Source organism: Zobellia sp. B3R18, assembly GCF_018860715.1.
Lineage (GTDB): Bacteria > Bacteroidota > Bacteroidia > Flavobacteriales > Flavobacteriaceae > Zobellia > Zobellia russellii.
The window spans coordinates 1837287-1860118 of record NZ_JAHKQG010000011.1 but is presented as its reverse complement, the minus strand read 5'-3'; the positions used below and the strand labels follow the sequence as shown (position 1 = coordinate 1860118).

Genomic DNA, 22832 nt, shown 5'->3' with positions numbered 1-22832 from the left:
ATTCTTTCCTCTATATTGCAATAAACAATTGAACATAAGGAACAAGGCAATAAATGTCACACGATTTACTTTTAGAACACATAGAAAAGAATGCCCAACTTTCCAAAACGGAACAGGAGGTTTTCTGTAGCTTCTTTCATCCTAAGTCTATAGAAAGAAAAGAATTTTTATTGCAACAGGGGCAGGTCTGTAAATTTGAAGGTTTTGTAACGGAAGGTTGTTTTAGGGTTTTTACCTTGGATAAAAAAGGGAATGAGAACACCCTTTATTTTGCGGTAAAAGATTGGTGGCTGATGGATATTGATAGTTTTATGAACCAAATCCCATCCGATCTAAACATAGAGGCCATAGAGGACAGTAAAATACTCTTGATCAATAGACAGGACAAACTTGCTCTTTATAATTCTTTGCCTGTTGCAGAGAAAATCTTTAGGATCATGTTCCAAAAAGGTTTGGTTTCTTGGCAAAGGAGATTGGTACGTAACCATTGTTTGACCGCCAAAGAACGTTATCTCCATTTTATACAGACCTATCCTGAGATATCATCCAAACTCACGGACAAGCAAATAGCGGGTTATCTTGGCATTAGACATGAATTCTTGAGCAAAATTAAAAAGAGCGTCAAATAATTTTTTTTGAGTTGAACTAGTTCAACTCTTTTGCCAACTTCATTCAAGATATTTGCCTATCTAAAAATGTAAATAGCCATGAAGACCAAAGCTTTATTACCCAAAGGCATAAAAATTCTAGCCTTTCTCGTTCTTTTCAATACAGGTGTCGCCTCTTCTCAAACATCAACGGATATTTCAAACGAAAAGGCCCTACAAGCTGTTTTAGCGGCCAAGGAAAAAGCTGAAGCTTTAGAGGCACCGGTAAATATTGCCGTAGTAGATGCAGGTGCCAACTTAAAAGCCTTTATCCGTATGGACGATTCATTTCTAGGAAGCATAGATGTAGCGATTAAAAAGGCAAAAACGTCCCGTTATTTTAATATCAACACCGGAGACCTAGGTAAGCTTACCCAACCCGGGGGTATTATTTATAATATTGAACTTACAAACAACGGACTCGTTTCGTTTCCGGGCGGAATTCCTATTAAAAACGAACAAGGAAAAATTATAGGTGCCATAGGGGTTAGTGGCGGAACCATTGAACAGGACCATGAAATAGCCTCCGTGGGAGCCAACGCCATACTTGAATAATTTAAAAAACAGCATCATGAGCCGCTTAACACTATGTATAACTATCATCGCACTGTCCCTCTCACAACTGTGTATTTCGCAAAACACAAATGACCTCATGCCCTATCTGCAGGATTTTAAAAGTGTATCTGCGAACAATACGGTAACCATTACAAGCTATGAAAAAAACGGTACTCATTTTGTATATGCCGGAGGTTTTGGGGGTATAGACATATTTAGCTTGAACAAAGAGGGCAAGCTTAACCCAATAGGCACTCAAGAACTTTATAAAAAAGAAGGTCCGGCTAGAGGCATGGTGGCGGACAACATTAGCGGTACGGACTTTTTATTTGTAGCAAATAAGTTCGGTAATGCAATTGAGACTTTTAAGATTTTAGATGATGGTTCTTTAGAACGACTTAGCCTGACCATGGATACTGACGAAACGCACCTTGGGATTGCCATTACACTGCAGGTAGTTCATATGAATCAAGGATCTTACCTGTTTATTGGTGGCTTGGAAGAAACACCTGGGTTGAGCAGTTTTAAAATCCATAAAGATGGCAAACTCACCCACGTGCAATCTATGAAAGATGATGAAAAAATTCATACAGACGGAATCATAGGGATGTTCACACACAAATTAAAAGGAAAAACATTTTTATACACTGGCGGGTTTCAAGACAATGGCGTGAGCAGCTTTAGGGTGTATGAAAACGGTTCTTTTAAAAACATAAATAATATTAGCGATAATACTACAGATAGATACTTAACAGGGGCCTATCCGGTAACCGGGGTAAAACTTGGAGACAATCATTATATCATAGTGGGCCACAGGCACCATAAATACTATAAAAGAAATGGCTTTATTAAAAACCCGGACTTTGTATATCATGGTGATGGGGTAAGTGTTTTTAAAGTGAATAGAAAAGGGGCTTTAGAACCTCACTTTGTTCTAAAAGATGATGAAAACACTAAACTGCAAGGGCAAACCAGAATTGAGGTCGTTTCCGTAGATAACAATGAAGCTATTTTGGCCGTAGGGACTCGGGACGATGCCAGTATTCAACTTTGTAAGTTAACCGAAGACGGGACGCTCACACCTCTAAATTATCTAGAAAATGGTTTTTCTATTTATTATGGTCTGCGGTCGCATCAAATAGATGATGTTAACTTATTAATAGCCGGCTCCAACAGATTTGACCTAAAGAAGATAGCAACGTATAAGGTTGCTCCTAAGGCAGATAGAGGTGATAAAGTCTTAAGACACATCGTTAACCTGAAATACAAAAAAGAAGCTACCGAAGTAGAACTTAACGAAGCCGTGAATGCCTTCTTGAATCTTAAAAAAGAAATTCCTGAAATCGAGAACATAGAATGGGGTCTTAATGATAGTAAAGAAGGAGCTAGCAAAGGGTTTACCCATGCCTTTACGTTAACGTTCAAAGATGACCATGCTAGGGAAATATATTTATTTCACGAGGCACATATTGCCTTGGTAAATAAAATTGGACCTTTAATTGATGATGTTTTGGTTATGGATTACTGGACAAAACCCTAACTACAGGGTGTTTTCAGGATTGTCCTATTTCTAGGGCGGGCACAGTTCCGGTTTTTTAAAAAGTCGTTCTGCATTTTTGAGTTCGATAGTTTTAAATCGAAAAAATGATTACTTATGCAAACGGAAATTGAATACCCATTTCCATTACGCGTAGCGTTTAAAACGACTAGACTTTTTGATGCAAAATTTAAAGACCCATTTTCACCCCGAAGTAACAACCCTAGAAAATAAAACGGTTTTCACAAGATTGGCCACTAGAAGTATCGCCATAAAAGAGCAAAACATCCTCTTGCTCTATACAGAGAGATATGAAGATTATAGCCTCCCGGGTGGCGGTTTGGATACGGACGAGGACAAAATTGCAGGAATGATGCGTGAGCTTTCGGAAGAAACTGGTGCTACGGACATACAGAACATTCAACCTTTTGGCATTTACGAAGAGTACAGACCATGGCACAAATCAGGTTTTGATGTTCAACACATGATTTCCTATTGCTACACTTGCGATATTGGCGAAGAACTAGGCACCCCAAACTTGGAGCACTATGAAACCAAAAACGGAATGAAAGCCGTTTGGATCAATATTCACGACGCTATACGTCACAACAAACAAACCATGGCCTCCAGTGATAAAAAAGGGATGTCCATTGAACGGGAAACTTTCTTGTTGGAACTAATTGCAAATAAAATTCAATAGCCCATACGAACATTAAATTAGCTTAGAATTACCTACCCAGGTTAAATTCAATTCCATCAAAACATAACGCATATCGGTCAATAATTTGAAATCCGTAGCGGTAATTTTACTCAAAATTGCACGCATAGACCCTACGGTAGTTTCAAAAATATGACAGCTAACGAAACCGATAAAAAGTTTAAAATAAAACACTTGCCCAAGTTAATTGTAGACACCTACAAAGCTTGGGAAGCGGACGACCCTTTTAGGTTGAGTGCAATTGTGGCTTATTATGCCGTACTTTCCTTACCGGGACTTTTGGTCATTATCATTAATCTTGTGGGTTCGGTTTGGGGTACGGATATTGTTCAAGGTGAACTAACCCAAGAAATATCCAGTGCCCTTGGTCGCGATGCCGCCGAAGCCATACAGTCTATGATGATCGAAACGCAAAATGAGGATCGGAGTACCATTGCCAGTATTTTAGGTATAGGCACCCTTATTTTTGGTGCCACAGGGGTATTTTATCATTTACAGTTATCCCTTAACCAAATATGGCAAGTGCAGCCCAATCCGGATTCCAGTATTCTAAAAATGCTGATTGACAGGGCCAGGAGTTTCGCCTTTATTCTCGCAATCGGTTTTTTGTTATTAATCAGTTTTTTGGTAACCACCGCAATTTCGGCACTGAACGGATATATACGAAGCATTCTCCCTGATGTTATTGTTTACATCGCCTATTTACTTGATTTTGCCGTTTCTGTGGGTATTATTACCGTTCTTTTTGCCTTAATTTTCCGTTACCTGCCCGACACTAAAATACGGTGGAAAACAGTATGGATAGGTGCACTGATCACAGCCGTATTGTTCGTTCTGGGCAAGTCGCTCTTAGGTTATTATTTTGGTGAAGCAGACCCAGGTTCTACCTATGGTGCAGCAGGAACCATTGTCCTGATTCTTTTATGGGTATCTTACTCTTGTCTCATCCTCTTTTTTGGAGCGGAATTCACATGGGTGTATGCTAAAAGATACGGACATGGAACACCGCTAAAATCTTCGGAAAACCTTATAAAATAGTTAGTTTCAAAGCGAAGTTCCCCTTATTCACCTTCCTATTTTCAAGTAGCAATATGGTTATAGTCAATAATTATTTTGATGTGATTAAACCGTTTTGCCAGTTATCCCAACCTTTGTTTCAATTAGAAATTTGATTTAAAAAAGAAATACTATGAACATAAAAGACAAAGTAATCATTATAACGGGAGCATCAAGTGGAATAGGTGAAGCTACAGCGCTTAAACTATCTAAAGCAGGCGCAAAAGTTGTACTTACCGCACGCCGTGAGGACCGCCTGAAAGATTTAAAGGAAAAGATTGAAAACAATGGTGGTGAAGCCTTGATCGTAACGGGAGATGTTACCAGCAAATCGGACTACGAGGAGCTTGTTAACAAAACACTGGAAAAATTCAACACTATAGACGCCCTCATCAACAATGCAGGTTTAATGCCTTTATCCTACGTTGAAAAATTAAAGACCGATGAATGGGAAAAGATGGTAGATGTAAATATTAAAGGGGTACTGAACGGTGTAGCCGCTGTGCTTCCTACCATGATTGAAAATAAAGGTGGTAACATTATAAATATCTCTTCTAGTGCCGCACATAATTATTTTCCCGGAGGAGCCGTATACTGTGCTACAAAATCTGCGGTAAAAATGTTTTCCGAGGGACTTAGGCAAGAATTAGCACCTAAATATGGTATTAATGTAACATCAATTGAACCCGGTGCTGTCTCCACGGAACTTACCGATACTATTACGGACGAGGATATTAAGGAAACGTTCAAGGAGATGCAAAAGATGACCTTTTTGGAAGCGGAAGATATTGCAGAAGCCATTCATTACGCCTTGGTTCAACCGGCCCGCGCCAATATTAACGATGTCTTTATAATGCCCACAGAACAGCAAAAATAAACCGGTACCCTTAAGAAATGTTGAATCTAAAATTTTACAAAAATGGACATACCAAGTGTAAAGAACGAAGAACAATATGAGGCGTTGCGAGACAAAGGCTATAGCAAGGAAAAGTCTGCAAGAATAGCAAATTCGCCCAATTCGGGAAAGAAAGGTGGCAAAGCCAAACCGTATGAAGAGTGGACCAAAGAGAAACTCTACGAGCAGGCTAAAAATGTGGATATTGATGGAAGGTCAAAAATGACAAAGCAGGAACTCATCCATACCCTAAGGAACAACTAGGCTGCCCTTCTTCCCCTACTGAACATCATTTCACTTAAAATCAGATAGCGCCATGAAAACTATAGACCCAAAAATTATCCGTCAGCTTTTTGTGCTATTGCTAATAGTGCTCATAGGAGGACTCATTTTTAAAGAAATGGCCCCCTATTTTTCGGGTGTTCTAGGAGCTATAACATTGTATGTTTTACTGAAAAAGCCAATGGCTAAGTTGGTAAATAAAGGCTGGAAGCCAGATTTGGCTGCTGGCCTTTTAATGTTCGCATCGGTCATAATCATATTAATTCCAGTTTCTGGAGCGGTATTGATGTTGGGCAACAAAGTAAGCCAAGCCGTAAACAACTCGGAAAAGGTTACCAAAGCCGTAAAGGAACAACTCCAAAATGTGGAGCAATATGTGGGTTATGACCTATCTTCGGAAATTGACGTTTCCGCAGTTTCGGGCTGGTTATCAGATAGCTTACAGGGTTTTGCGGGAAGTACATTTACTTCGGTAATTGCCATAGGTATTATGTATTTCTTCCTGTATTTTATGCTTACCAATAGGAAAGAACTACGGGAGTCACTCTATGAATATATCCCTATCAGCACCAATAACCTAGAAACTATTGGTAGCAAAATAAGACGTATGGTACGCGCCAATGCCCTTGGCATTCCTTTGGTTGCCATTGCCCAAGGTGTAGTTGCTTTGATCGGTTTTCTCATCTTTGGTATTCAGAACCCTTTTTTCTGGGCCGTAATCGTGGCCATTGGGTCTATGATTCCGTTTGTAGGGAATATGCTGGGCACATTGCCCGTATTTATATTGACCCTCTCGGCAGGAGACACTTTTCAGGCTTGGGGAATCTTAATCTATGGTATAGTCATAGTAGGTTCTACGGATAATATCATCAGATTATACATTTTAAGAAAATTAGACGATGTACATCCTTTAATTACCTTGGTCGGTGTTCTCATAGGTATTCCCCTTTTTGGGTTTATAGGGCTTATTTTCGGTCCGTTGTTCGTTAGTCTTTTTCTAATTATCGTACAGATCTACAAACAGGAATATGGCAAACAAGATGGGGAGACCATGTGAAATTCACCGCTTCCCCTTATCCCGAAACTAGGTTTTTCGTACTCAAAAACATCGGTATTCAGAATAATGATACCTGTATTCCATTAGCACTAAAAATAGCTGCTTTTGGGTCAAGCCACCTTTAATCATTTGATTAATATCGTGTAAGCTTAGATTCCAATAGCGCCAACGCACCGGAGAAAGAAACTTTTTCACTAGGTATCCTTTGATGCTAAAAACGGAACAAGCCATAAAACAGAATATAAATTGATTTTTCGCTTAGGCGTATATCACATAAAAAACACAGTTATGAAAATAGGAATTATAGGAAGTGGAAATATAGGAGGAAACTTAGGAAAGCATTGGGCAAAAGCAGGCCATGATGTATTGTTCAGTTCCCGCCACCCGGAAGAATTACAGAACTTGGCACGTGAATCCGGAGATAATGCCAAAGCCGTTAGTGTAAAAGAGGCATTTGAAGCCAATGCAGATGTTTATCTCTTGGCCATACCCTTTAAAGCAATAGATGATATTGCCAAAACATATGCTTCAGGCTATAGTAACAAACTAATAATTGATGCTACAAATCCTTATCCCGAAAGAGATGGAGAAATGGCGCAAGAGGTTAGAGATGCCAACTATTCAGCATCCGAATATACCGCTATGAAGTTCAGCACGGCAAAAACCGCCAAGGCGTTTAATTCCATTAAAGCGGAACATCTACGTGACCGAGCCTTTAGAACTACAGATAAACTGACTATTCCATACGCAGCACAGGATATGGAAAGTAGGTATATAACTAAAAAGCTTATTGAGGATATGGGTTTTGACACTCTGTTTGTTGGCAACCTTGCCGATACCCAGATTATGGACCCTGACCAACCTATTTACGGAAAATCCTTAAGTCATGACGAACTTAAAGAACTAGTAGATTCAACAAGGGCTTATTAAATGCCTGATTGCAACTATAAACAGAACCTAAAAAGAAAAGAATATGCAAATCATTTATGAATACCACGATGTAAGCGCAAGTGAACGTCTAGAGGCCATGGCCAAAGAAAAACTGGAAAATCTGAGTAAAAAATACGACTTCGTACATAGGGCCGATGTATTCTTTAAAACGGAAAATAGAAGTGACGAAGAGAATATGTTTTGTGACATCCGTTTAAGCATGCCCGGACCACGAATTTTTGTTTCATCTAACGCCGAGAACTTTGAAGCGGCACTGAGCGAAACCATCCGTGATTTGGAACATCAGCTTAGAAAAGTAAAAGAAAAGTTGTCGGCTCACTAGCCGTCAACTTTTCAATTTATCAATTTAAAAAAAATCATATGAAACCAACATCAATAATCGGCATTGCGTCAGCATTGGCCGGCAGTAGAAAACTAAAACTTGCCCTTGTAGGTATGCAATTTGCCTATTTAGGGTACAAACTCTTGCAGAACAAGGATTCAGGAAAAGGCAAGAAAAAAAGAAAGAAACTAAAAAGATAACCAATTAGGCAATGTGCATTCATTTAAACACTGCGCCACAGAAACAAAATGACTTGGGAAATAACTTTAATGTTTTGTGTATTACTGGTAACGGTAGTACTCTTTGTATTTGAAGTTTTTCCAGTTGACAAAATTGCCTTTCTAATTATAGTTTCACTAACCCTATTGGGTCTGGTGACACCCGAAGAGGCTATCAGCGGTTTTTCAAACAACGCTACTATTGCGGTGCTCGCCTTGATGATATTGGCCATTGCACTAGAAGAAAACGGGGTCATTAACTGGTTGGCTTCGGGTATGGGCCGGATAAAAGGGCTGCCCCTCTTTATAATGGCGCCTATATTCATGTTCGTAACTGCAGGAATTTCGGCATTTATAAGCACCACAGCGGTAGTTATCGTATTCATCAAAATTATAAATCAGCTATCGGAGCGATACAATATCTCTCAAAGCAAGCTACTACTGCCTATTTCCTTTGCTGGAATATTAGGTGGCTCCTGTACCTTAATGGGCACTTCCACCAATTTAATTGTGAATTCCGTGGCAACGGACTTAGGCGCAGAAAAACTGGGGTTCTTTGAGTTTTCAATTTTAGGGTTGATATTTCTGGGAATTTCAATTGTTTATTTAACCCTTACCTTGCGCTGGTTACCTTGGGGCAAGGGAAAAAATCTAGATGAAGATTATAACCTGAACAACTACGTAACCAATGTCCACATTAATTCAGATTCCCAACTGGTAGGCAAAACGGTTCAAGAAAGTTTTCTTTTTGAGAACCCGGATATATCCCTGTTGAAACTTACACGAAATAATAGAATTCATAATTCGCCCGGTAAGTATGTGACATTTAAGGCCAACGACGAGCTTTTATTAATGTGCGATTTAGAAAATCTTACCCGCATTAATGAGTCCGAGAACCTTAGCCTTAACCAAGAAAATTATTTTGCTCCGGCACAGGAATCAGGACTAAATAAAGACCAAATCACGAAGGAAGAAGGAGACTTGGACAAGCGTGTATTTGTAGAATTCCTTATGCTTCCCGGAGCCCAGTTTTTAGGAAAAACACTGGGCAAACTCCGAAGTTTGGTGATGCAAGACATCGTGCCCATTGCCATTAAAAAACGTAAGACACTTACTAAATTAAACGACAGGCTAGTGCGCAGTAGCATGAACAAGCTTGTACTCAAGGTGGGAGACCGCCTCCTTTTGGAGACCTCAAAAGAAAACCTGGAAAACCTCAGCAGAATGGAGAACGTACTCTTGCTGCAAGAGTTTGAAAATGTACGTTCCAATTCTAAATACAAACGTTATTTTTCGCTGTCCGTTCTACTGCTAGTGATAGGTTTGGCGGCTTCCGGTTTGTTATCAATAATGGTAAGCGCCCTTACCGGTTTTTGCATTCTATTGCTCACGAAAAATTTGGATCTTACCACGGTCTACAAGAAAGTAAACTGGCAAATATTCTTTCTGCTAGCAGGCATGATTCCTTTGGGAATTGCCATGCACAATACTGGCGCCGATGTTTTTATATCGGAAAAGTTGCTCGGTTTTCTATTTGACCAACCGGGTTTTATTGTCATAGGTACGTTGTTCTTTACTACTATGATTTTGAGTGCGGTCATTAGCAACAATGCTACGGCAATTATTATGACGCCCATAGCCATTTCAGTAGCACAGGGCATGCAGTTAGACTTTAAGCCCTTTATTCTGGCGGTAATGTTCGCTGCAAATTTTAGCTTTTTTACTCCGGTAGGGTATCAGACCAACACGTTGATCTATAGCCTTGGAAATTACCGGTTTAGTCACTTTTTAGGAATTGGAGGTCTTTTAAGCCTCATCCTAGCAACGGTGGCCACATTTTTATTAACCAATATGTTGTAACACTATTAATATGGAAAGTAAATTCTCAATAGAAGACGCATTAAGTAAATTATGGAACAAATTAGATGGATGGCTAGATGCTATAATTCTAAAGCTCCCAAACTTAGTAATGGCCATTTTAATTATGGTCCTGTTCTATTTCATTGCCCGTGGTATTCGCAAGCTATTACGAAAATTCTTGCTCAATCGCATTAGCCAGCAATCTATTCAAGATATTATTGCACGGTTTGTATTCTTGGCGGTTATCCTGATCGGGTTCTTTGTTGCCCTAGGGGTTCTTGAACTGGATAAGGTACTTACCAGTATTCTTGCTGGAGCAGGGGTGGTAGGTTTGGCCATTGGTCTTGCCCTACAAGGTACTCTGAGTAACACTTTTGGCGGACTTATCCTCTCCTTCATGCCCAAAATAAATATTGATGATTTTATTGAAAGTGACGGTATTAAAGGATTTGTTTCGGAGATAAGCCTGCGCAATGTAGTTGTGCGCCAACCAGATAACAATTACGTGGTCATACCCAACTCCAAGTTCATAGATGGGCCATTTAAAAATTACTCGATCAGTGATCGAAGCCGTATTGTGGTAAACTGTGGCGTAGGGTACGAAAGTAGCCTACAGCAGGTAGAGGATTTGGTCGTAAAAATAATTGGGGAAAACTTTCCTCAGAAAAAAAGCGAAGAGGTAGAATTTTTCTTCACCGAATTTGGTGATAGCTCCATCAACTTTATGGTTCGTTTTTGGATAGATATGAAAGGCGCCAAACAAGAGCATGCTGCTAGACATGAAGCCGTAAAATTAATCAAGTCTCATTTTGACGAGAAAGACATTAACATTCCTTTCCCGATCCGTACTTTGGATTTTGGAAAGAATACCCTAAATATGAACACTATTAAAGGGGAGTCTTAATCTTTTGCCTACCTAAAACCAACCCTATGAAGTCAACCGAAATAGCCAATGGAATTCTAAAAGCGATTGCCGCCGTGTGCGGCTTCGTTTTACTTTTGTATATCATTTATGAGCTGCAATCCATAGTTGCGTACCTGATAATTTCTGCAATTGTAGCGTTAATAGGCAGGCCCATTGTTACATTTTTGAGGAAGAGTTTAAGGGTACCCAATATTTTAGCCGTTGCTATGACCATGCTGGTCATTGCAGCCCTATTTGGTGGTATTATTATGTTGATAGTACCCCTGTTGACCGAACAGGGGAAAAATCTATATCTGTTCGATTTTGGTATAATTCAAAATGAGTTTGATAAATTATATGTTATGCTCTCCGAATATTTTGGCACTACAAAAAAAGTGGTAGAAGATTTGGTGGAAGATGCCACTTTAAATAAAACGGCGGTAAACGGATTGGGGAGAGATTTAGTTCCATCCTTTATAAAATCCATCTTACAGGTACTGGACAACATTGGTATTGGCCTGTTCTCCGTTCTCTTCATTTCATTCTTTTTCCTGAAGGATAGCAATATCATCCAACGGTCTATTCTAACCTCTGTACCGGATAGCCATAGAATGAAAACTATGCGCTCTTTGGCAAAAATAAAGAATCTGTTGTCCCGCTATTTCGTGGGGCTTTTGTTCCAAATTTTTATTCTGTTCTCCCTTTATGCCATAACCTTAATTTTGGTGGGTGTAGAGAATGCGGTACTCATAGCGTTTATGTGTGCCCTATTCAATATCATTCCGTATTTAGGCCCTATGATTGGTGCGGTAATCATGGTCATGTTTACTATTACGAGTAATCCCGGTGTAGATTTCAGCACTATTATCCTGCCTAAAGTAGGCTATGTTTTACTGGGAGTAACCATTGGCCAACTTATAGACAATTTTTTCTCGCAACCTATCATCTTCAGTAACAGTGTAAAATCCCATCCGTTGGAAATTTTCTTGGTGATATTGGGTGCAGGCCTGTTATTTGGTATCGTGGGCATGATGTTAGCCGTTCCCGGGTATACAGTATTAAAGGTGATTTTAAAGCAATTTGTTTCTAAAAACAAAATAGTTACAGCCCTAACCAAAGGACTGTAACTATTTAATTTAAGTTTAAAGAATTTTCTATTTTAGAAAACCACACCGGAAGCAACAAGTGCCACTATCAAAACCACCAAAAAAGCTATAATGATAAAAAATCCTTTTTTGGTAATCCCGCTCTTTTGAAAGATGTACTCTTGTTTAGGGTCATGGGATTCCTTAACAAACTCGGTTTCTTCGTTTTTAATTTTTTCGTCTTCTACTGTATTGTTCATAATTGTTTTGTTTTATCTGTTTCATCAAATGACTTCACCACTTTATTTAACTCCAAAAAATTGGAGAATAAAAAGTAGATTTATGTCAATATACACTCATTTTTCACTTATTCATGTCCATTTACCAAAACGGTCAATCTAAAAACCGATAGAGCTCAAACCCATTGCTATATAGGGGATATCTTTAACCTCATCCCTTTTCCACACAAAAAAATCAACTAAAAACAGATGACACAGAAGAACCTTTTAAGTCAGTTATTAAAAGCCCCGGAATTGGCGATAGAAAGTCTAAATCTAGTATATGTGGATAATGGCAAAATGCCCATTTCTAGACACCGAAAAGGAAAAGGTTTTGTGTATACCTACAAACAAAAGCCCCTAAAAGATAAGAACGAATTAGAACGAATTACCAGTTTGGTGTTACCACCCGCCTGGGAAGATGTGAAAATCACCCATTTGCAAAACGGACACCTCCAAGCCGTAGGAAAAGACCTTAAGAACAGAAAACAATATAGATACCATCCTACTTGGGTAAAGATCAGAAACCAGACCAAGTTTTATAAAATGAGCCTCTTTGGCAAAAAGTTACCTGTTATTAGGGAGCAAGTAGAAAAGGACCTTGCACAAAAGCAATGGTCTAAAAGCAAAGTGGTAGCGCTCATTGTAAAGCTTATGGACGAGACCCATATTCGTATTGGAAACGAGCAATATGCCAAGCGCAATAAATCTTACGGACTCTCCACCCTAAGAAAGAAACATGTTGAAATCTTTAAGAATAACATAAAGTTTGAGTTCGTAGGCAAAAAAGGAAAGAAACATTCGGTTACGGTACGCAACAAAAAACTCATTCGCCTTATAAGCCGATGCGAGGACATTCCCGGCTGGGAACTATTTCAATATTATGATGAAGATGGTGACAAACAATCCGTAGATAGTTCTATGGTAAACGAATACCTGCATGAGATAAGTGGTGAGTTTTTTACCGCCAAGGATTTTAGAACATGGGCGGCATCCGTTATATTTTTTGATACACTTTTAGACCAGGGCACCGCAGAGACCCAAAAAGAAACCAAACAAAACTTACTAGAAGGTTTTGATGCTGCAGCGGCCGCTTTGGGGAATACCCGCAACGTTTGTCGTAAATATTATGTGCACCCGGTTCTAGTCTCCAAATATGAGGATGGTTCCATAGAAAAGTGGTTTGACAAGGCACAGAAAACCGACTCCGAACAGGAACATTTTTCCACTTCGGAAATGGTCATACTAGACCTTTTTGAGCAATACACTCCAAAGTTTTAACACTCTCTTTTGTTTTATTTCACATTGAAAAACAAATAGATACCTTTTAAATCCGAATATCTTGGATTGCATCAATAATTGATTTTTTCAGATAAAGACCAACGCATCTATTGCTCTAATTTTACAAGTAGAAAGCAAGATGTCATACGGCAAGCATCAATTTTTACAAAGTTGCCGTTCATTAAAATTTGAATAAAGATGAGCACATATACTGAAGAAGTACAAACTAAATTGAACAATATATTAGAGAAGACGTACGATGCGGAAAAAGGCTTTAAAAAAGCTGCCGAGCACGCCAAAAGCACGGATTTAAAAACATTTTTTAAACGTAAGGCCGACGAGCGCTACACTTTTGGACATGACTTAAAGTCGGAAATTGTACGCTACGGACAGGATTTTGAAAAAGGCGGAAGCGCCACAGGAGCAATGCACCGTGGTTGGATGGACGTTAAAGCGTGGTTTAGCGCAGATAATGACGAGTCTATGCTAGAGGAAGCCATTACTGGAGAAAAAGCAGCTGTGGAAGAGTACAAAGCAGTATTGAACGAGGTTTCATTACCTACCACAACAACTACTTTGCTTACTCAGCAAATGAATAAGATAAGTACCGATCTTAACAGCATCAAAAGATTGGAAGACGTACTATAAGGATAGTAAAGATTAAAAATTAAAGGGATGCATTTGTATCCCTTTTTTACATTTTACTAACTATTTATACCATATAATTATGTTCAACAAATTATCTATTCGGGCAGCAAGAGAGCAGATTGAAGATAGATATGACGCCATCTTTGAATTTCCCGATATATACAGACCTAGAGAAATAATAAACGGACTAGAAGAAAGTACCGTTCCTATCATAACCTCAAAACAGCAAAGAACTATAACTACATCCATTTGGGGAATTCTTCCCAAAAAATTTGAAGGAGATTGGGGCGCGTTTCAAAAACACGTGAATACCTTAACCGTACCTATACAATCCTTAAAAGAACGGCCTTGGTTTATTCAATCTGAAGAAACGGAAAGATGCTTGGTTATTGTAACCGGTTTTTACACCACATTTATTGCGGACGGAGAGTTACTCTTCTTTCATATGACCCAAGAATCCTGTGAACCGTTTGCCCTAGCAGCTATTTGCAATGAGCTAGAAGATGGTTTTATGACCTGCGCATTAGTTACGCAACAGGCCAATAAAACTTTTGCCGAAGTTCATAATGCAGGTAACCAGATGCCGCTTATATTACCTGAACATCAACAACAAGATTGGCTAGATTACAAAATTCCCGTTACCGGAATACATACAGAAGAAACATCACGCTCCCTGACTGCAGAGGCCATTTCAGAAGATTTTTTTGAAAATAATGTGTCCGATGCCTTTAACGAATTATCCGTTTTGGGCGAGTCTGATTTTCTCCCTACTCCCCTACACGATCTACTGTTCCACAATAGTATAGACCTAAGTAATTCCTAACCTCAACCGAGGTCTCCTTTTAAGCAATCTCATTGAAATTCAAATTGTTTAAAGGCAAAATCAAAATTTTTAGTGTCAATGTAAACGGCACACAATCTTCATCTTTGTAGTATAGAAGTCGGATAAGTACGACACTAAAAATTTACTAATCTAAAACCATATATTATGTTACGCTGGACAGTCACTTTTGTAATACTGGCAATTATTGCCGCAATATTTGGATTTGGTGGAATAGCAGCCGGCGCTGCAAGTATAGCCAAAGTCCTATTTTTCATATTCCTAATTCTTTTCGTGATTTCATTATTCACCGGAAAGAAAGCGGTCTAACACATTATTAATCTATAAAACCTAAATACTATGAAACGCACACTATATGTAATGTTATTTGTCTTAATGACCGCATCCTTTACTACACTTACGAGTTGTAGGGAACAAAATAAAGATACGGGAGACAAGATAGAAGACGCAATTGACGATACAGGCGATGCCATTGAAGAAGGCGCCGAAGATGTTGAAGACGGAATTGAAGACGCTGTAGACGACAATTAAGAGAATAGTTTGGTTGGTTGTTAAAGCGGGAGTTTCCATTAGGAAGCTTCCGCTTTTTTGCTACGTATGGTTTTAAATTCATAACACGCATTCACATCTGCAAAACGAAAAATATTTTGCACCTAATTTTAATCTAGTTTAACTTTTCTATCGTATCTATTCACAATGCTTTATTTTAAAAATAAAACGCATATCTTTCATCTTAGGAAAATACAGCTCTAAATAGCATATGGTACTCTTTGTAAAATACGATTTTAATAAGGCATGTGAGACGCTTTTAAAAGAACATCTTGATGCTTATGATATTTCGTATACACTGGGCAGTCTGGGCGAAGTACGTATAAAAGGCAACCTACCCGAAGACCAAAAACAATCTCTTACCAATTCCTTAAGAAGGTATGGAATTGAAATTTTGGATGACCAAAAAATAACCCTTGTTGAGCGCATAAAAAATGCAATAGACGATTTTTTAAAGAACAAAGAATTGAGTTCCTTAAAATTTTCTACCTACTTGTCCGACAGTCTCCACTATTCGTATGCACATTTGTCATCCGTATTTTCGGAGAGCACCTATACTTCTATTGAAAACTATATTATTTTACGTAAAGTAGATTTGGCAAAGGAACTGATTTGTAATACGGATATGACACTTACGGAAATTGCTTTTCAGCTAAATTATAGTAGTGTAGCACATTTGTCCGGGCAATTTAAAAAGACAACCGGACTTACCCCGAGTACTTTCCAGAGAATTATGAAGAAGAAAATCAATCATACCGCTAACCCCAACTAATAGTTACCTATGAACACTAAATTGCTGAACATTGCACTTGCAGATGATGATGATGATGACAGAATGCTCTTCAGTGAAGCTATAGAAGAAATCAGCATTAAGACCAAATTGTCTCTTTTTAATCATGGCCAAGAACTTATGGACTACCTCTCCGCTCCGGGTGTTGTCTTACCGGACCTTATTTTTCTGGATTTGAACATGCCCATAAAAAATGGCATGGAGTGCTTAAAAGAAATACGACAAAATTCAAATTTAAAGGACCTTTGCATTGCCATTTATTCTACCTCCTCCTCAGAGAAGGATATAGAAGAAACATTTTTAAATGGAGCAAATATTTATCTTAATAAGCCCAATAACTTTGTTAAATTGCAAAGTTCCGTAGAGCGGATTTTACAATTAAATTGGCAGTATCACACGTCTAACCTTAACAAAGACACCTTTCTATTTCGCATATAGACCTTATGGATTTTAAACGAATATATACCTCTTCCAAGACCTACATAGTTTTATTGTTCGTTGCTTTTGTAATTATCCTATTCACGGCAAGCATGGCGTATTACCAGATTATGCGCATGCAAGATTTAGCCGAGAAAGTAGCCCATACGCTGCAAGTAAACAATGCTATTAGCGAACTATCCGCGCACTCTACACAAGCAGAATCGGAAGAATTCAGGAACCAACTCCAAAGGTCAGAAGGAAATAACACCATTTTTGACGATTATGTAAAAGAGGGAGAAACCATATTAAAGACGCTTAAGGACCTTACGCGTGATAATACCTCACAGCAAATTCGTTTGGCGCCAATGCAAGCATTATTGGATTCTTTACACGAAGAACTCAAAATTCTTGGAGACCACCCAGCTCAGGACTCAATCGTTCTTAATGAATCCGAAAACGAAAAGAAAAGCGATATTAATTTTACGCTCTACCGTATTAGGAACATCAGAAACCAAATGCTGGCGGAAGAGCGCCTATCTATCAAAAAGACCAGGGAAGAATACGAATCCAATAAGTACCTTGCCCCCCTTACCTCTCTACTACTTGCTTTTTTTGCCCTTCTTGTCTTTGTACTTGCCTTTTTAAAGATATACAGGAACAAATTAAGAATTCGTAGTTCAGAAAATTTTCTCAGAAGTGTGCTCGCCACTACGGATAACATTGTAAACTATTACGAACCCGTTTACGATAGGAATAAGGAGAAAATTATAGACTTTAAAATTGTATTTGCCAATGAATGTAACCGTGATTATCTAGGGCTAGACCCTGACGAAATAACCGGACAACCTATATCCAAAGTATTTCCGTTTTTAATGCTGAACGGAGAATTTGAAAAATTAGTGAACTGTTTTGAGCAAAAGGAAAAAATAAATCTAGATCGACAAATTTCCATAGAAGGAGAAAAATTGTGGTTCAAATCGCTCGTAATGCCTTTGGCAGAAGGAATTATGGTAACCGCGCGGAACTCTACGGCGGAAGAAAAAGCCAAAGAAGAACAACTATTCCTTAACCAGCGGCTAGAGGACCAAAATCTTAAATTACTGGACAACCGTGCTTTTTTGAACAACATCTTTAAAAGCATTCCGCATACCATTATGAATTTTGAGGCCATTAGGGATAAAAAAGGTAATATCTCAGACTTTAAAATTTTATTCATTAACGATAAGATTACACCCATTACGGGAGACCTTCCAGAGGAAATAATCAACAAAAACGTATCCGAGGTTTTCCCTGTAATTTTTGAAACCGAAATTTTCGGTTATTTAAAAGATGTGGTCCAAACGGGCAAACCCAAATCTTACGAAGTTCCTTATGAAGTAGATGGCATGCCCAAATGGTTCAGTGCCCGAGCCGTAAAATTAGGAGACGGTGTTACACTTACTTCTAGGGAAATAACGGAAGAAAAAGAAAAGACCGAGCAACTTGTACAGCTCAATACGCAATTAGAGACCCAGAACTCCATTTTTATTGATGCGGAAAACGTAGCCAACATAGGCAGCTACATTTGGTACTTAGATAATGGCGAAGCTACTATTTCCGATAATTTTTATAGGATTTTGGGGTACGAGCCCAATGCAATTAAAATAACTTTTGAAAGCTACCGCAAATTTGTTCATCCAGAAGATCTAGAAGCTTATGACCTCTTAGGTGCCGAAACAGTTGAATTTGGTAAATCAAAAGTGAACGGATACCGCATTATAACCAAACAAGGAGATGTAAAATATATAGAACTTAATGGGCGCGCGCTTATTCGTAATGGCAGAAGGGCCTCTGTGGGCGTAGTAGTAGACGTTACCGAAGAAAAGCAGAATTCCGATCGTGTTATAGAACTCAATCAAGAACTCTCCATACAAAACTCTATTCTTACAGATGCGGAACGATTGGCGAAAATTGGAAGTTTCATCTGGTACGTGGGTACGGATATGATTGAACTTTCAGATAATTTTTATCGCATGTTAGGATTTGAACCCAAAGGGTTTGAATCCTCTTTGAAGAAATTTGGTGAATTTGTTCACCCGGAAGATTTAAAGACCTACCAGCAAAGCATTGAAAAATCTACCCATGAGCTGAGCGTTAATGAACACCGCTACCGTATCATTACCAAAACAGGAGAAGTTAAGCACCTCAAAGTAAATGGTCAGTTTATTCAGAAAGACAATAAACAAATCATGTCTGGGGTGGCACAGGATATCTCATTGAGTATTGCGGCGGAGGAAAAATTACGGGCCAGTAACTTGGAACTACAACAAAGTAACGCAGAACTGGAATCTTTTAACCGGGTGGCCAGTCATGATTTACAGGAACCGCTTAGAAAGACCCAAATGTTCATCTCCCGATTGGAGAGTACGGAGACCGAAAACCTATCGGATAAAGGCCGGGTCTATTTTCAAAAGGTCGTTAATGCCGCCTCCCGTATGCAGGCATTGGTATTGAACCTGCTCACTTATTCTAGAATCGATTCCAAACATGAAGATTTTGAGCTCATAGATTTGAATCAGGTATTATTAAAGGTTAAAGAGGACCTCTCTTCAAGCATTGAGAACACAGGTGCTATTATAAAGAGTGAAGACCTCCCTACACTCCGTGGGGTATCTTACCAGCTGGAGCAACTGTTCAATAATTTAATTGGAAACGCCCTAAAGTATAAAGTAGCGGATGCAACACCTTCCGTTACCATTCAAGCAGAAAAGGTACATGGAAAGCAAATTCCGGAAAACTTCTTCAAGACGGCCAATACCTATTATAAGATTACTATTATAGATAATGGCATTGGTTTTTCAACGGAGTACTCCGATAAAATATTTGAGGTATTTCAACGCTTACACCAAAAATCCGAATATTCAGGTACAGGTATAGGTTTAGCTATCTGTAAAAAGATTGTAGAAAACCATCACGGTTTCATTTATGCCACTAGTGAACTTGGCAAAGGTTCTGCCTTCATCTTCTATTTACCAGCTTAATTCAACTTTTAGAAAGACCTTCGTAGAGTTATACAATTTTAGCATACAAAGCTAGAACAAACTTTGTTTTGCTTTATTTCACCCCATATTAAGGACTTTTTAACCGCTTTTTAGCTCAAAACCCACAATTCTATAACACAAAGCGAAAATTGTGTAAGAGAAAATGAGGGCTTCTCCATGATCTTTGTACCAGAACAAATAATTAATCTGGTATCTATGAAAAATCTAATAGAAAAAGTATCTGAGCAGCTGGCAAGAGTCGGTCGTGTTAGACCTATTAATGAGAGTCCTTCTCATAGTATGAATCCAGAAAGCTTTACAGTAGGAATGGCCCAAAGCGGTCAACAACAGAGAAAAGGATAACCACTTGGTTACATCCTTAGCGTAAAGAAATTAACAACCTTAAAAAGAACACTATGACAACTATTAACTTATCATCTGCAGCAATTAAGAATATGTTTCAACAACTACACCAAAATTTTGGTGGGTCATTGGACGTGAATGTTAAAGAACACATTTTAACTTTGGACAACGAATTAGGTAGAGGACATATTAGAGGTATTACCTTTAAAGGTGGAATTTCTTATTTGGAATTTGATATGGAATTCGCCAATGACTTCACTATAAGAACAGGTTGTGAAGAAAATGCACCTATTTGTTTCGCTTACTGCTCCGGAGGTAGAATTGCGCACAGCTTTAATGACGAAACCAAAAAGAACGTTTTAGAGAACTTTCAGACAGGTATCCTTACCAATGAGAGCAATGCAAGCAACGTTCTATATTTTCAGAAAGATGTACGGGTAAAAACATCTCTTATAGTAGTAAGAACGGTAGCAAGTAACGAAACCGCTCAAAAGAACGGTTTAAACTACAGGCTACAGGAGCTAATGTTGAAAGGTAAGCCTGCTCAAAATACGATCTACATAGGTTCTTATAACTTAAAAATCGCTGATCAGATTGCTCAGTTAAAAGCTATCAAGCAAGAAGGTATCGTAAGAAGCCTTTTGATAGAAGGATTGGTACATATGATTTTGGCCTTAGAGGTTCAACAACATACAGACGACCTTAAGAACAGAGAAAATCAGACTGGAAGCCTTAACACAAGAGAAATGGAGGCTGTGAAGGATATTTCGGACTTCGTACATAACTATCCTGAAAGACAATTATCTATCTCTGAACTTTGTCGTAAATCAGGTCTTTCTCCTTGTAAATTACAAGAAGGCTTTAAGTTGATGCATGGTACAACGGTTACGGATTACATCCGTGAGGTACGTATTGCAAAAGCTGAAGAACTTATTAAAAACACAGATTTAAATATATCCGAAGTAGTATATAGTATTGGATTTACCAGCCGTAGCTACTTCTCCAAAATATTCAGAAACAAATATAACTGTAGCCCAAAGCAGTATAAAGATAAGCAGAACGTAATGGCAGCTTCTGCATAATAAAACATACAGGAATAGTTTGGTTGTTGATAAGAAACCGGTATAGTTTATACCGGTTTTTTTATACCCTTAAATGAACTTGGAACATGACGGGTTATATATTTACGATTAAAACGTACGATTTAATCCTTTAACTTTCTTGCAATTATTACAGTACATTAAAAAGCCCAAGCAAATGTTTAAACACTTGCTTGGGCTTTTATTTTTAAACCAACACAGTAACTAAGCGTTATCTCCTATGGCCTTTTTGTTCAAACGGGTTTCTGCCAGTTTCTCCAAAGTATTGTCCGCGTCATACTCTTCATTAAGCGTCTCCTGTAAGGTTTTGGCAATCTCCCTATATCCAAGTTCTTTGGCGAACCTAACCGCCGTTCCGTAACCGGAAATTTCATAATGCTGTACGCGCTGTATTTCCGCAATAAGACCTACATCCATTAACTCATCACCTTGGGCCTTGTCTATAAAATTCTTAGCTTCGTTAATGAGGCCTTTCATTGCTTGGCAGGTTTCACCACTAGGTGTAATATTCAATTCGCGGCAGATATTTTCAATTCTACTCTTTTGCTCTCTTGTTTCCTCTAAATGATTCTCAAAAGCCTGTTTTAAACGCTTGTCGTTTGCATGTTCCACAATATCGGGCAAAGCTGCCAATAACTGGGTTTCCGCACTGTAAAGGTCCCTCAATTGATGTTCGAATAAATCGTTCAACGTCTTCATATTCCTTCTCTTTACAAAGTTTAGTACTCCTTATTTTCTTTTTCCTAACTAAAGTAGTCTTCATGGGTGCAGAATGTTGACCCAATACAAAAAAAGAATGTTGTAATTCATCAAATCAACTACCCCATTTTAGCCTTTACCTTTTGGAGCAATTAATAAACTTTTCCGGTCAACCTGTGCAGCGGTTCGGTCTTAAATTGCATATGTAATCAAAAAAGAAAAAATTATGGAAGTTCAAGAAGCACAAAAAACCGAGATAGGTATAAAAAAATCAAACCGTGAAGCTGTAGTAAAAATGCTTCGCCAATTATTGGCCGATGAATTTTTACTTTATACAAAAACGCGTAACGCACACTGGAATGTAGAGGGAATTGATTTTCACACTAAGCACGTATTTTTTGAAGAGGAATATGGCAAATTAGAAAAGTTTATTGATGAAGTAGCAGAACGTATCCGTATGCTCGGGTTCTATTCTCCGGGTACTCTAAAAGAGTTTTTAGAGCTGTCTCATTTGGAGGAAAACAATCCTGACCAAACCGATAGTGCAAGCTTTATGACAGTCTTGCTTAAAGACCATGATAAAGTCATCAAATTTATACGAGAAAGCATTGGCGAAAATGCCGAAGCTCATAATGATGAAGGTACTGCAGATTTTATTACCGGTATCTTACAGGCACACGAACAAATGGCTTGGATGTTAAGAGCATCTCTTAAGCAATTTGATTAATAGTAAGTTTAAAGACAAAAAAAACGGCG

27 protein-coding genes are annotated in these 22832 nt (G+C 38.5%); 25 read left to right on the top strand and 2 right to left on the bottom strand.

Features of this window, described 5'->3' with window-relative positions:
* Positions 1 to 53 precede the first annotated feature (53 nt).
* The 14 genes from KO513_RS14260 to KO513_RS14195 all read left to right on the top strand — a co-directional run bounded on the left by KO513_RS14260 (position 54) and on the right by KO513_RS14195 (position 12129).
* On the top strand, positions 54 to 629 hold the full coding sequence (locus KO513_RS14260; protein WP_215438034.1) for a Crp/Fnr family transcriptional regulator: 576 nt from the start codon (positions 54 to 56) through the stop codon (positions 627 to 629).
* 78 nt (positions 630 to 707) lie between these two features.
* Entirely contained in the window at positions 708 to 1202 is a 495-nt protein-coding gene (locus KO513_RS14255) for a GlcG/HbpS family heme-binding protein (RefSeq protein WP_215438033.1), read from the top strand.
* 16 nt (positions 1203 to 1218) lie between these two features.
* Positions 1219 to 2742: a Dabb family protein gene (locus KO513_RS14250; protein WP_215913907.1), complete on the top strand. Its 1524-nt coding sequence runs from the start codon at positions 1219 to 1221 to the stop codon at positions 2740 to 2742.
* A gap of 178 nt (positions 2743 to 2920) precedes the next feature.
* The gene (locus tag KO513_RS14245; protein WP_215913906.1) at positions 2921 to 3439 is read left to right on the top strand and encodes an NUDIX domain-containing protein; all 519 of its coding nucleotides are present in this window, start codon (positions 2921 to 2923) and stop codon (positions 3437 to 3439) included.
* Between the two features lie 150 nt (positions 3440 to 3589).
* Complete coding sequence (locus tag KO513_RS14240; protein WP_215913905.1) at positions 3590 to 4495, top strand: YihY/virulence factor BrkB family protein; 906 nt, start codon at positions 3590 to 3592, stop codon at positions 4493 to 4495.
* A 151-nt stretch (positions 4496 to 4646) separates the two neighbouring features.
* Positions 4647 to 5390, top strand: coding sequence for an SDR family oxidoreductase (locus KO513_RS14235; RefSeq protein WP_215913904.1), 744 nt, complete (start codon positions 4647 to 4649; stop codon positions 5388 to 5390).
* 42 nt (positions 5391 to 5432) lie between these two features.
* Positions 5433 to 5672 carry a DUF7218 family protein gene (locus KO513_RS14230; protein WP_215913903.1) on the top strand — a complete coding sequence of 80 codons (240 nt, stop codon included), beginning with the start codon at positions 5433 to 5435 and terminating at the stop codon, positions 5670 to 5672.
* Between the two features lie 52 nt (positions 5673 to 5724).
* Positions 5725 to 6747, top strand: a complete 1023-nt coding sequence (locus KO513_RS14225; RefSeq protein WP_215913902.1) for an AI-2E family transporter — start codon at positions 5725 to 5727, stop codon at positions 6745 to 6747.
* 246 nt (positions 6748 to 6993) lie between these two features.
* Positions 6994 to 7677, top strand: a complete 684-nt coding sequence (locus KO513_RS14220) for an NADPH-dependent F420 reductase (RefSeq protein WP_371735772.1) — start codon at positions 6994 to 6996, stop codon at positions 7675 to 7677.
* A gap of 43 nt (positions 7678 to 7720) precedes the next feature.
* Positions 7721 to 8020 (top strand): ribosome hibernation-promoting factor, HPF/YfiA family, encoded by a 300-nt coding sequence (hpf, locus tag KO513_RS14215; protein ID WP_215913900.1) that lies wholly within the window; start codon positions 7721 to 7723, stop codon positions 8018 to 8020.
* A gap of 38 nt (positions 8021 to 8058) precedes the next feature.
* The gene (locus KO513_RS14210) at positions 8059 to 8220 is read left to right on the top strand and encodes a hypothetical protein (protein WP_215438024.1); all 162 of its coding nucleotides are present in this window, start codon (positions 8059 to 8061) and stop codon (positions 8218 to 8220) included.
* Positions 8221 to 8268: 48 nt separating this feature from the next.
* Entirely contained in the window at positions 8269 to 10098 is a 1830-nt protein-coding gene (locus KO513_RS14205; protein WP_215913899.1) for an SLC13 family permease, read from the top strand.
* Between the two features lie 10 nt (positions 10099 to 10108).
* Complete coding sequence (locus KO513_RS14200) at positions 10109 to 11002, top strand: mechanosensitive ion channel family protein (RefSeq protein WP_215438022.1); 894 nt, start codon at positions 10109 to 10111, stop codon at positions 11000 to 11002.
* Between the two features lie 26 nt (positions 11003 to 11028).
* Positions 11029 to 12129 carry an AI-2E family transporter gene (locus tag KO513_RS14195; protein ID WP_215913898.1) on the top strand — a complete coding sequence of 367 codons (1101 nt, stop codon included), beginning with the start codon at positions 11029 to 11031 and terminating at the stop codon, positions 12127 to 12129.
* 32 nt (positions 12130 to 12161) lie between these two features.
* On the opposite strand, the gene KO513_RS14190 is transcribed toward KO513_RS14195, so the two are convergent.
* A complete protein-coding gene (locus KO513_RS14190; RefSeq protein ID WP_215438020.1) occupies positions 12162 to 12347 on the bottom strand; it encodes a hypothetical protein in 186 nt (61 codons plus the stop codon).
* Positions 12348 to 12575: 228 nt separating this feature from the next.
* On the opposite strand from KO513_RS14190, the gene KO513_RS14185 reads away from it, so the two are divergent.
* From KO513_RS14185 to KO513_RS14140, 10 genes are all read left to right on the top strand, one after another.
* A complete protein-coding gene (locus KO513_RS14185; RefSeq protein WP_215913897.1) occupies positions 12576 to 13646 on the top strand; it encodes a DNA topoisomerase IB in 1071 nt (356 codons plus the stop codon).
* Positions 13647 to 13844: 198 nt separating this feature from the next.
* Entirely contained in the window at positions 13845 to 14294 is a 450-nt protein-coding gene (locus KO513_RS14180; RefSeq protein WP_215913896.1) for a ferritin-like domain-containing protein, read from the top strand.
* 79 nt (positions 14295 to 14373) lie between these two features.
* Positions 14374 to 15117 carry an SOS response-associated peptidase family protein gene (locus KO513_RS14175; RefSeq protein ID WP_215913895.1) on the top strand — a complete coding sequence of 248 codons (744 nt, stop codon included), beginning with the start codon at positions 14374 to 14376 and terminating at the stop codon, positions 15115 to 15117.
* A gap of 165 nt (positions 15118 to 15282) precedes the next feature.
* Positions 15283 to 15444: a DUF1328 family protein gene (locus KO513_RS14170; RefSeq protein WP_215438016.1), complete on the top strand. Its 162-nt coding sequence runs from the start codon at positions 15283 to 15285 to the stop codon at positions 15442 to 15444.
* Positions 15445 to 15474: 30 nt separating this feature from the next.
* Positions 15475 to 15666 (top strand): hypothetical protein, encoded by a 192-nt coding sequence (locus KO513_RS14165; RefSeq protein ID WP_215438015.1) that lies wholly within the window; start codon positions 15475 to 15477, stop codon positions 15664 to 15666.
* Positions 15667 to 15895: 229 nt separating this feature from the next.
* The gene (locus tag KO513_RS14160; protein WP_215913894.1) at positions 15896 to 16456 is read left to right on the top strand and encodes a helix-turn-helix domain-containing protein; all 561 of its coding nucleotides are present in this window, start codon (positions 15896 to 15898) and stop codon (positions 16454 to 16456) included.
* Positions 16457 to 16465: 9 nt separating this feature from the next.
* A complete protein-coding gene (locus tag KO513_RS14155; protein WP_215438013.1) occupies positions 16466 to 16912 on the top strand; it encodes a response regulator in 447 nt (148 codons plus the stop codon).
* Positions 16913 to 16917: 5 nt separating this feature from the next.
* The gene (locus KO513_RS14150) at positions 16918 to 19914 is read left to right on the top strand and encodes a PAS domain-containing protein (RefSeq protein WP_252735805.1); all 2997 of its coding nucleotides are present in this window, start codon (positions 16918 to 16920) and stop codon (positions 19912 to 19914) included.
* Between the two features lie 216 nt (positions 19915 to 20130).
* Positions 20131 to 20277, top strand: a complete 147-nt coding sequence (locus KO513_RS14145) for a hypothetical protein (RefSeq protein WP_215438012.1) — start codon at positions 20131 to 20133, stop codon at positions 20275 to 20277.
* A gap of 53 nt (positions 20278 to 20330) precedes the next feature.
* Entirely contained in the window at positions 20331 to 21359 is a 1029-nt protein-coding gene (locus tag KO513_RS14140) for a helix-turn-helix domain-containing protein (protein WP_215913893.1), read from the top strand.
* 222 nt (positions 21360 to 21581) lie between these two features.
* Here KO513_RS14140 and KO513_RS14135 read toward each other — a convergent pair whose 3' ends face one another.
* A complete protein-coding gene (locus KO513_RS14135) occupies positions 21582 to 22076 on the bottom strand; it encodes a YciE/YciF ferroxidase family protein (protein ID WP_215913892.1) in 495 nt (164 codons plus the stop codon).
* Between the two features lie 226 nt (positions 22077 to 22302).
* Between KO513_RS14135 and KO513_RS14130 the strand changes: the two genes are divergently transcribed.
* The gene (locus tag KO513_RS14130) at positions 22303 to 22803 is read left to right on the top strand and encodes a Dps family protein (protein WP_215438009.1); all 501 of its coding nucleotides are present in this window, start codon (positions 22303 to 22305) and stop codon (positions 22801 to 22803) included.
* The last annotated feature ends 29 nt before the right edge of the window (positions 22804 to 22832 follow it).

Excerpts from the sequence above, each read along its gene's own strand:
- KO513_RS14260 (WP_215438034.1), top strand. The coding sequence starts at position 54 with ATGTCACACGATTTACTTTTAGAACACATAGAAAAGAATGCCCAACTT.
- KO513_RS14255 (WP_215438033.1), top strand. The coding sequence starts at position 708 with ATGAAGACCAAAGCTTTATTACCCAAAGGCATAAAAATTCTAGCCTTT.
- KO513_RS14250 (WP_215913907.1), top strand. The coding sequence starts at position 1,219 with ATGAGCCGCTTAACACTATGTATAACTATCATCGCACTGTCCCTCTCA.
- KO513_RS14245 (WP_215913906.1), top strand. The coding sequence starts at position 2,921 with ATGCAAAATTTAAAGACCCATTTTCACCCCGAAGTAACAACCCTAGAA.
- KO513_RS14240 (WP_215913905.1), top strand. The coding sequence starts at position 3,590 with ATGACAGCTAACGAAACCGATAAAAAGTTTAAAATAAAACACTTGCCC.
- KO513_RS14235 (WP_215913904.1), top strand. The coding sequence starts at position 4,647 with ATGAACATAAAAGACAAAGTAATCATTATAACGGGAGCATCAAGTGGA.
- KO513_RS14230 (WP_215913903.1), top strand. The coding sequence starts at position 5,433 with ATGGACATACCAAGTGTAAAGAACGAAGAACAATATGAGGCGTTGCGA.
- KO513_RS14225 (WP_215913902.1), top strand. The coding sequence starts at position 5,725 with ATGAAAACTATAGACCCAAAAATTATCCGTCAGCTTTTTGTGCTATTG.
- hpf (WP_215913900.1), top strand. The coding sequence starts at position 7,721 with ATGCAAATCATTTATGAATACCACGATGTAAGCGCAAGTGAACGTCTA.
- KO513_RS14210 (WP_215438024.1), top strand. The coding sequence starts at position 8,059 with ATGAAACCAACATCAATAATCGGCATTGCGTCAGCATTGGCCGGCAGT.
- KO513_RS14205 (WP_215913899.1), top strand. The coding sequence starts at position 8,269 with ATGACTTGGGAAATAACTTTAATGTTTTGTGTATTACTGGTAACGGTA.
- KO513_RS14200 (WP_215438022.1), top strand. The coding sequence starts at position 10,109 with ATGGAAAGTAAATTCTCAATAGAAGACGCATTAAGTAAATTATGGAAC.
- KO513_RS14195 (WP_215913898.1), top strand. The coding sequence starts at position 11,029 with ATGAAGTCAACCGAAATAGCCAATGGAATTCTAAAAGCGATTGCCGCC.
- KO513_RS14190 (WP_215438020.1), bottom strand. The coding sequence starts at position 12,347 with ATGAACAATACAGTAGAAGACGAAAAAATTAAAAACGAAGAAACCGAG.
- KO513_RS14185 (WP_215913897.1), top strand. The coding sequence starts at position 12,576 with ATGACACAGAAGAACCTTTTAAGTCAGTTATTAAAAGCCCCGGAATTG.
- KO513_RS14180 (WP_215913896.1), top strand. The coding sequence starts at position 13,845 with ATGAGCACATATACTGAAGAAGTACAAACTAAATTGAACAATATATTA.
- KO513_RS14175 (WP_215913895.1), top strand. The coding sequence starts at position 14,374 with ATGTTCAACAAATTATCTATTCGGGCAGCAAGAGAGCAGATTGAAGAT.
- KO513_RS14170 (WP_215438016.1), top strand. The coding sequence starts at position 15,283 with ATGTTACGCTGGACAGTCACTTTTGTAATACTGGCAATTATTGCCGCA.
- KO513_RS14165 (WP_215438015.1), top strand. The coding sequence starts at position 15,475 with ATGAAACGCACACTATATGTAATGTTATTTGTCTTAATGACCGCATCC.
- KO513_RS14160 (WP_215913894.1), top strand. The coding sequence starts at position 15,896 with ATGGTACTCTTTGTAAAATACGATTTTAATAAGGCATGTGAGACGCTT.
- KO513_RS14155 (WP_215438013.1), top strand. The coding sequence starts at position 16,466 with ATGAACACTAAATTGCTGAACATTGCACTTGCAGATGATGATGATGAT.
- KO513_RS14150 (WP_252735805.1), top strand. The coding sequence starts at position 16,918 with ATGGATTTTAAACGAATATATACCTCTTCCAAGACCTACATAGTTTTA.
- KO513_RS14145 (WP_215438012.1), top strand. The coding sequence starts at position 20,131 with ATGAAAAATCTAATAGAAAAAGTATCTGAGCAGCTGGCAAGAGTCGGT.
- KO513_RS14140 (WP_215913893.1), top strand. The coding sequence starts at position 20,331 with ATGACAACTATTAACTTATCATCTGCAGCAATTAAGAATATGTTTCAA.
- KO513_RS14135 (WP_215913892.1), bottom strand. The coding sequence starts at position 22,076 with ATGAAGACGTTGAACGATTTATTCGAACATCAATTGAGGGACCTTTAC.
- KO513_RS14130 (WP_215438009.1), top strand. The coding sequence starts at position 22,303 with ATGGAAGTTCAAGAAGCACAAAAAACCGAGATAGGTATAAAAAAATCA.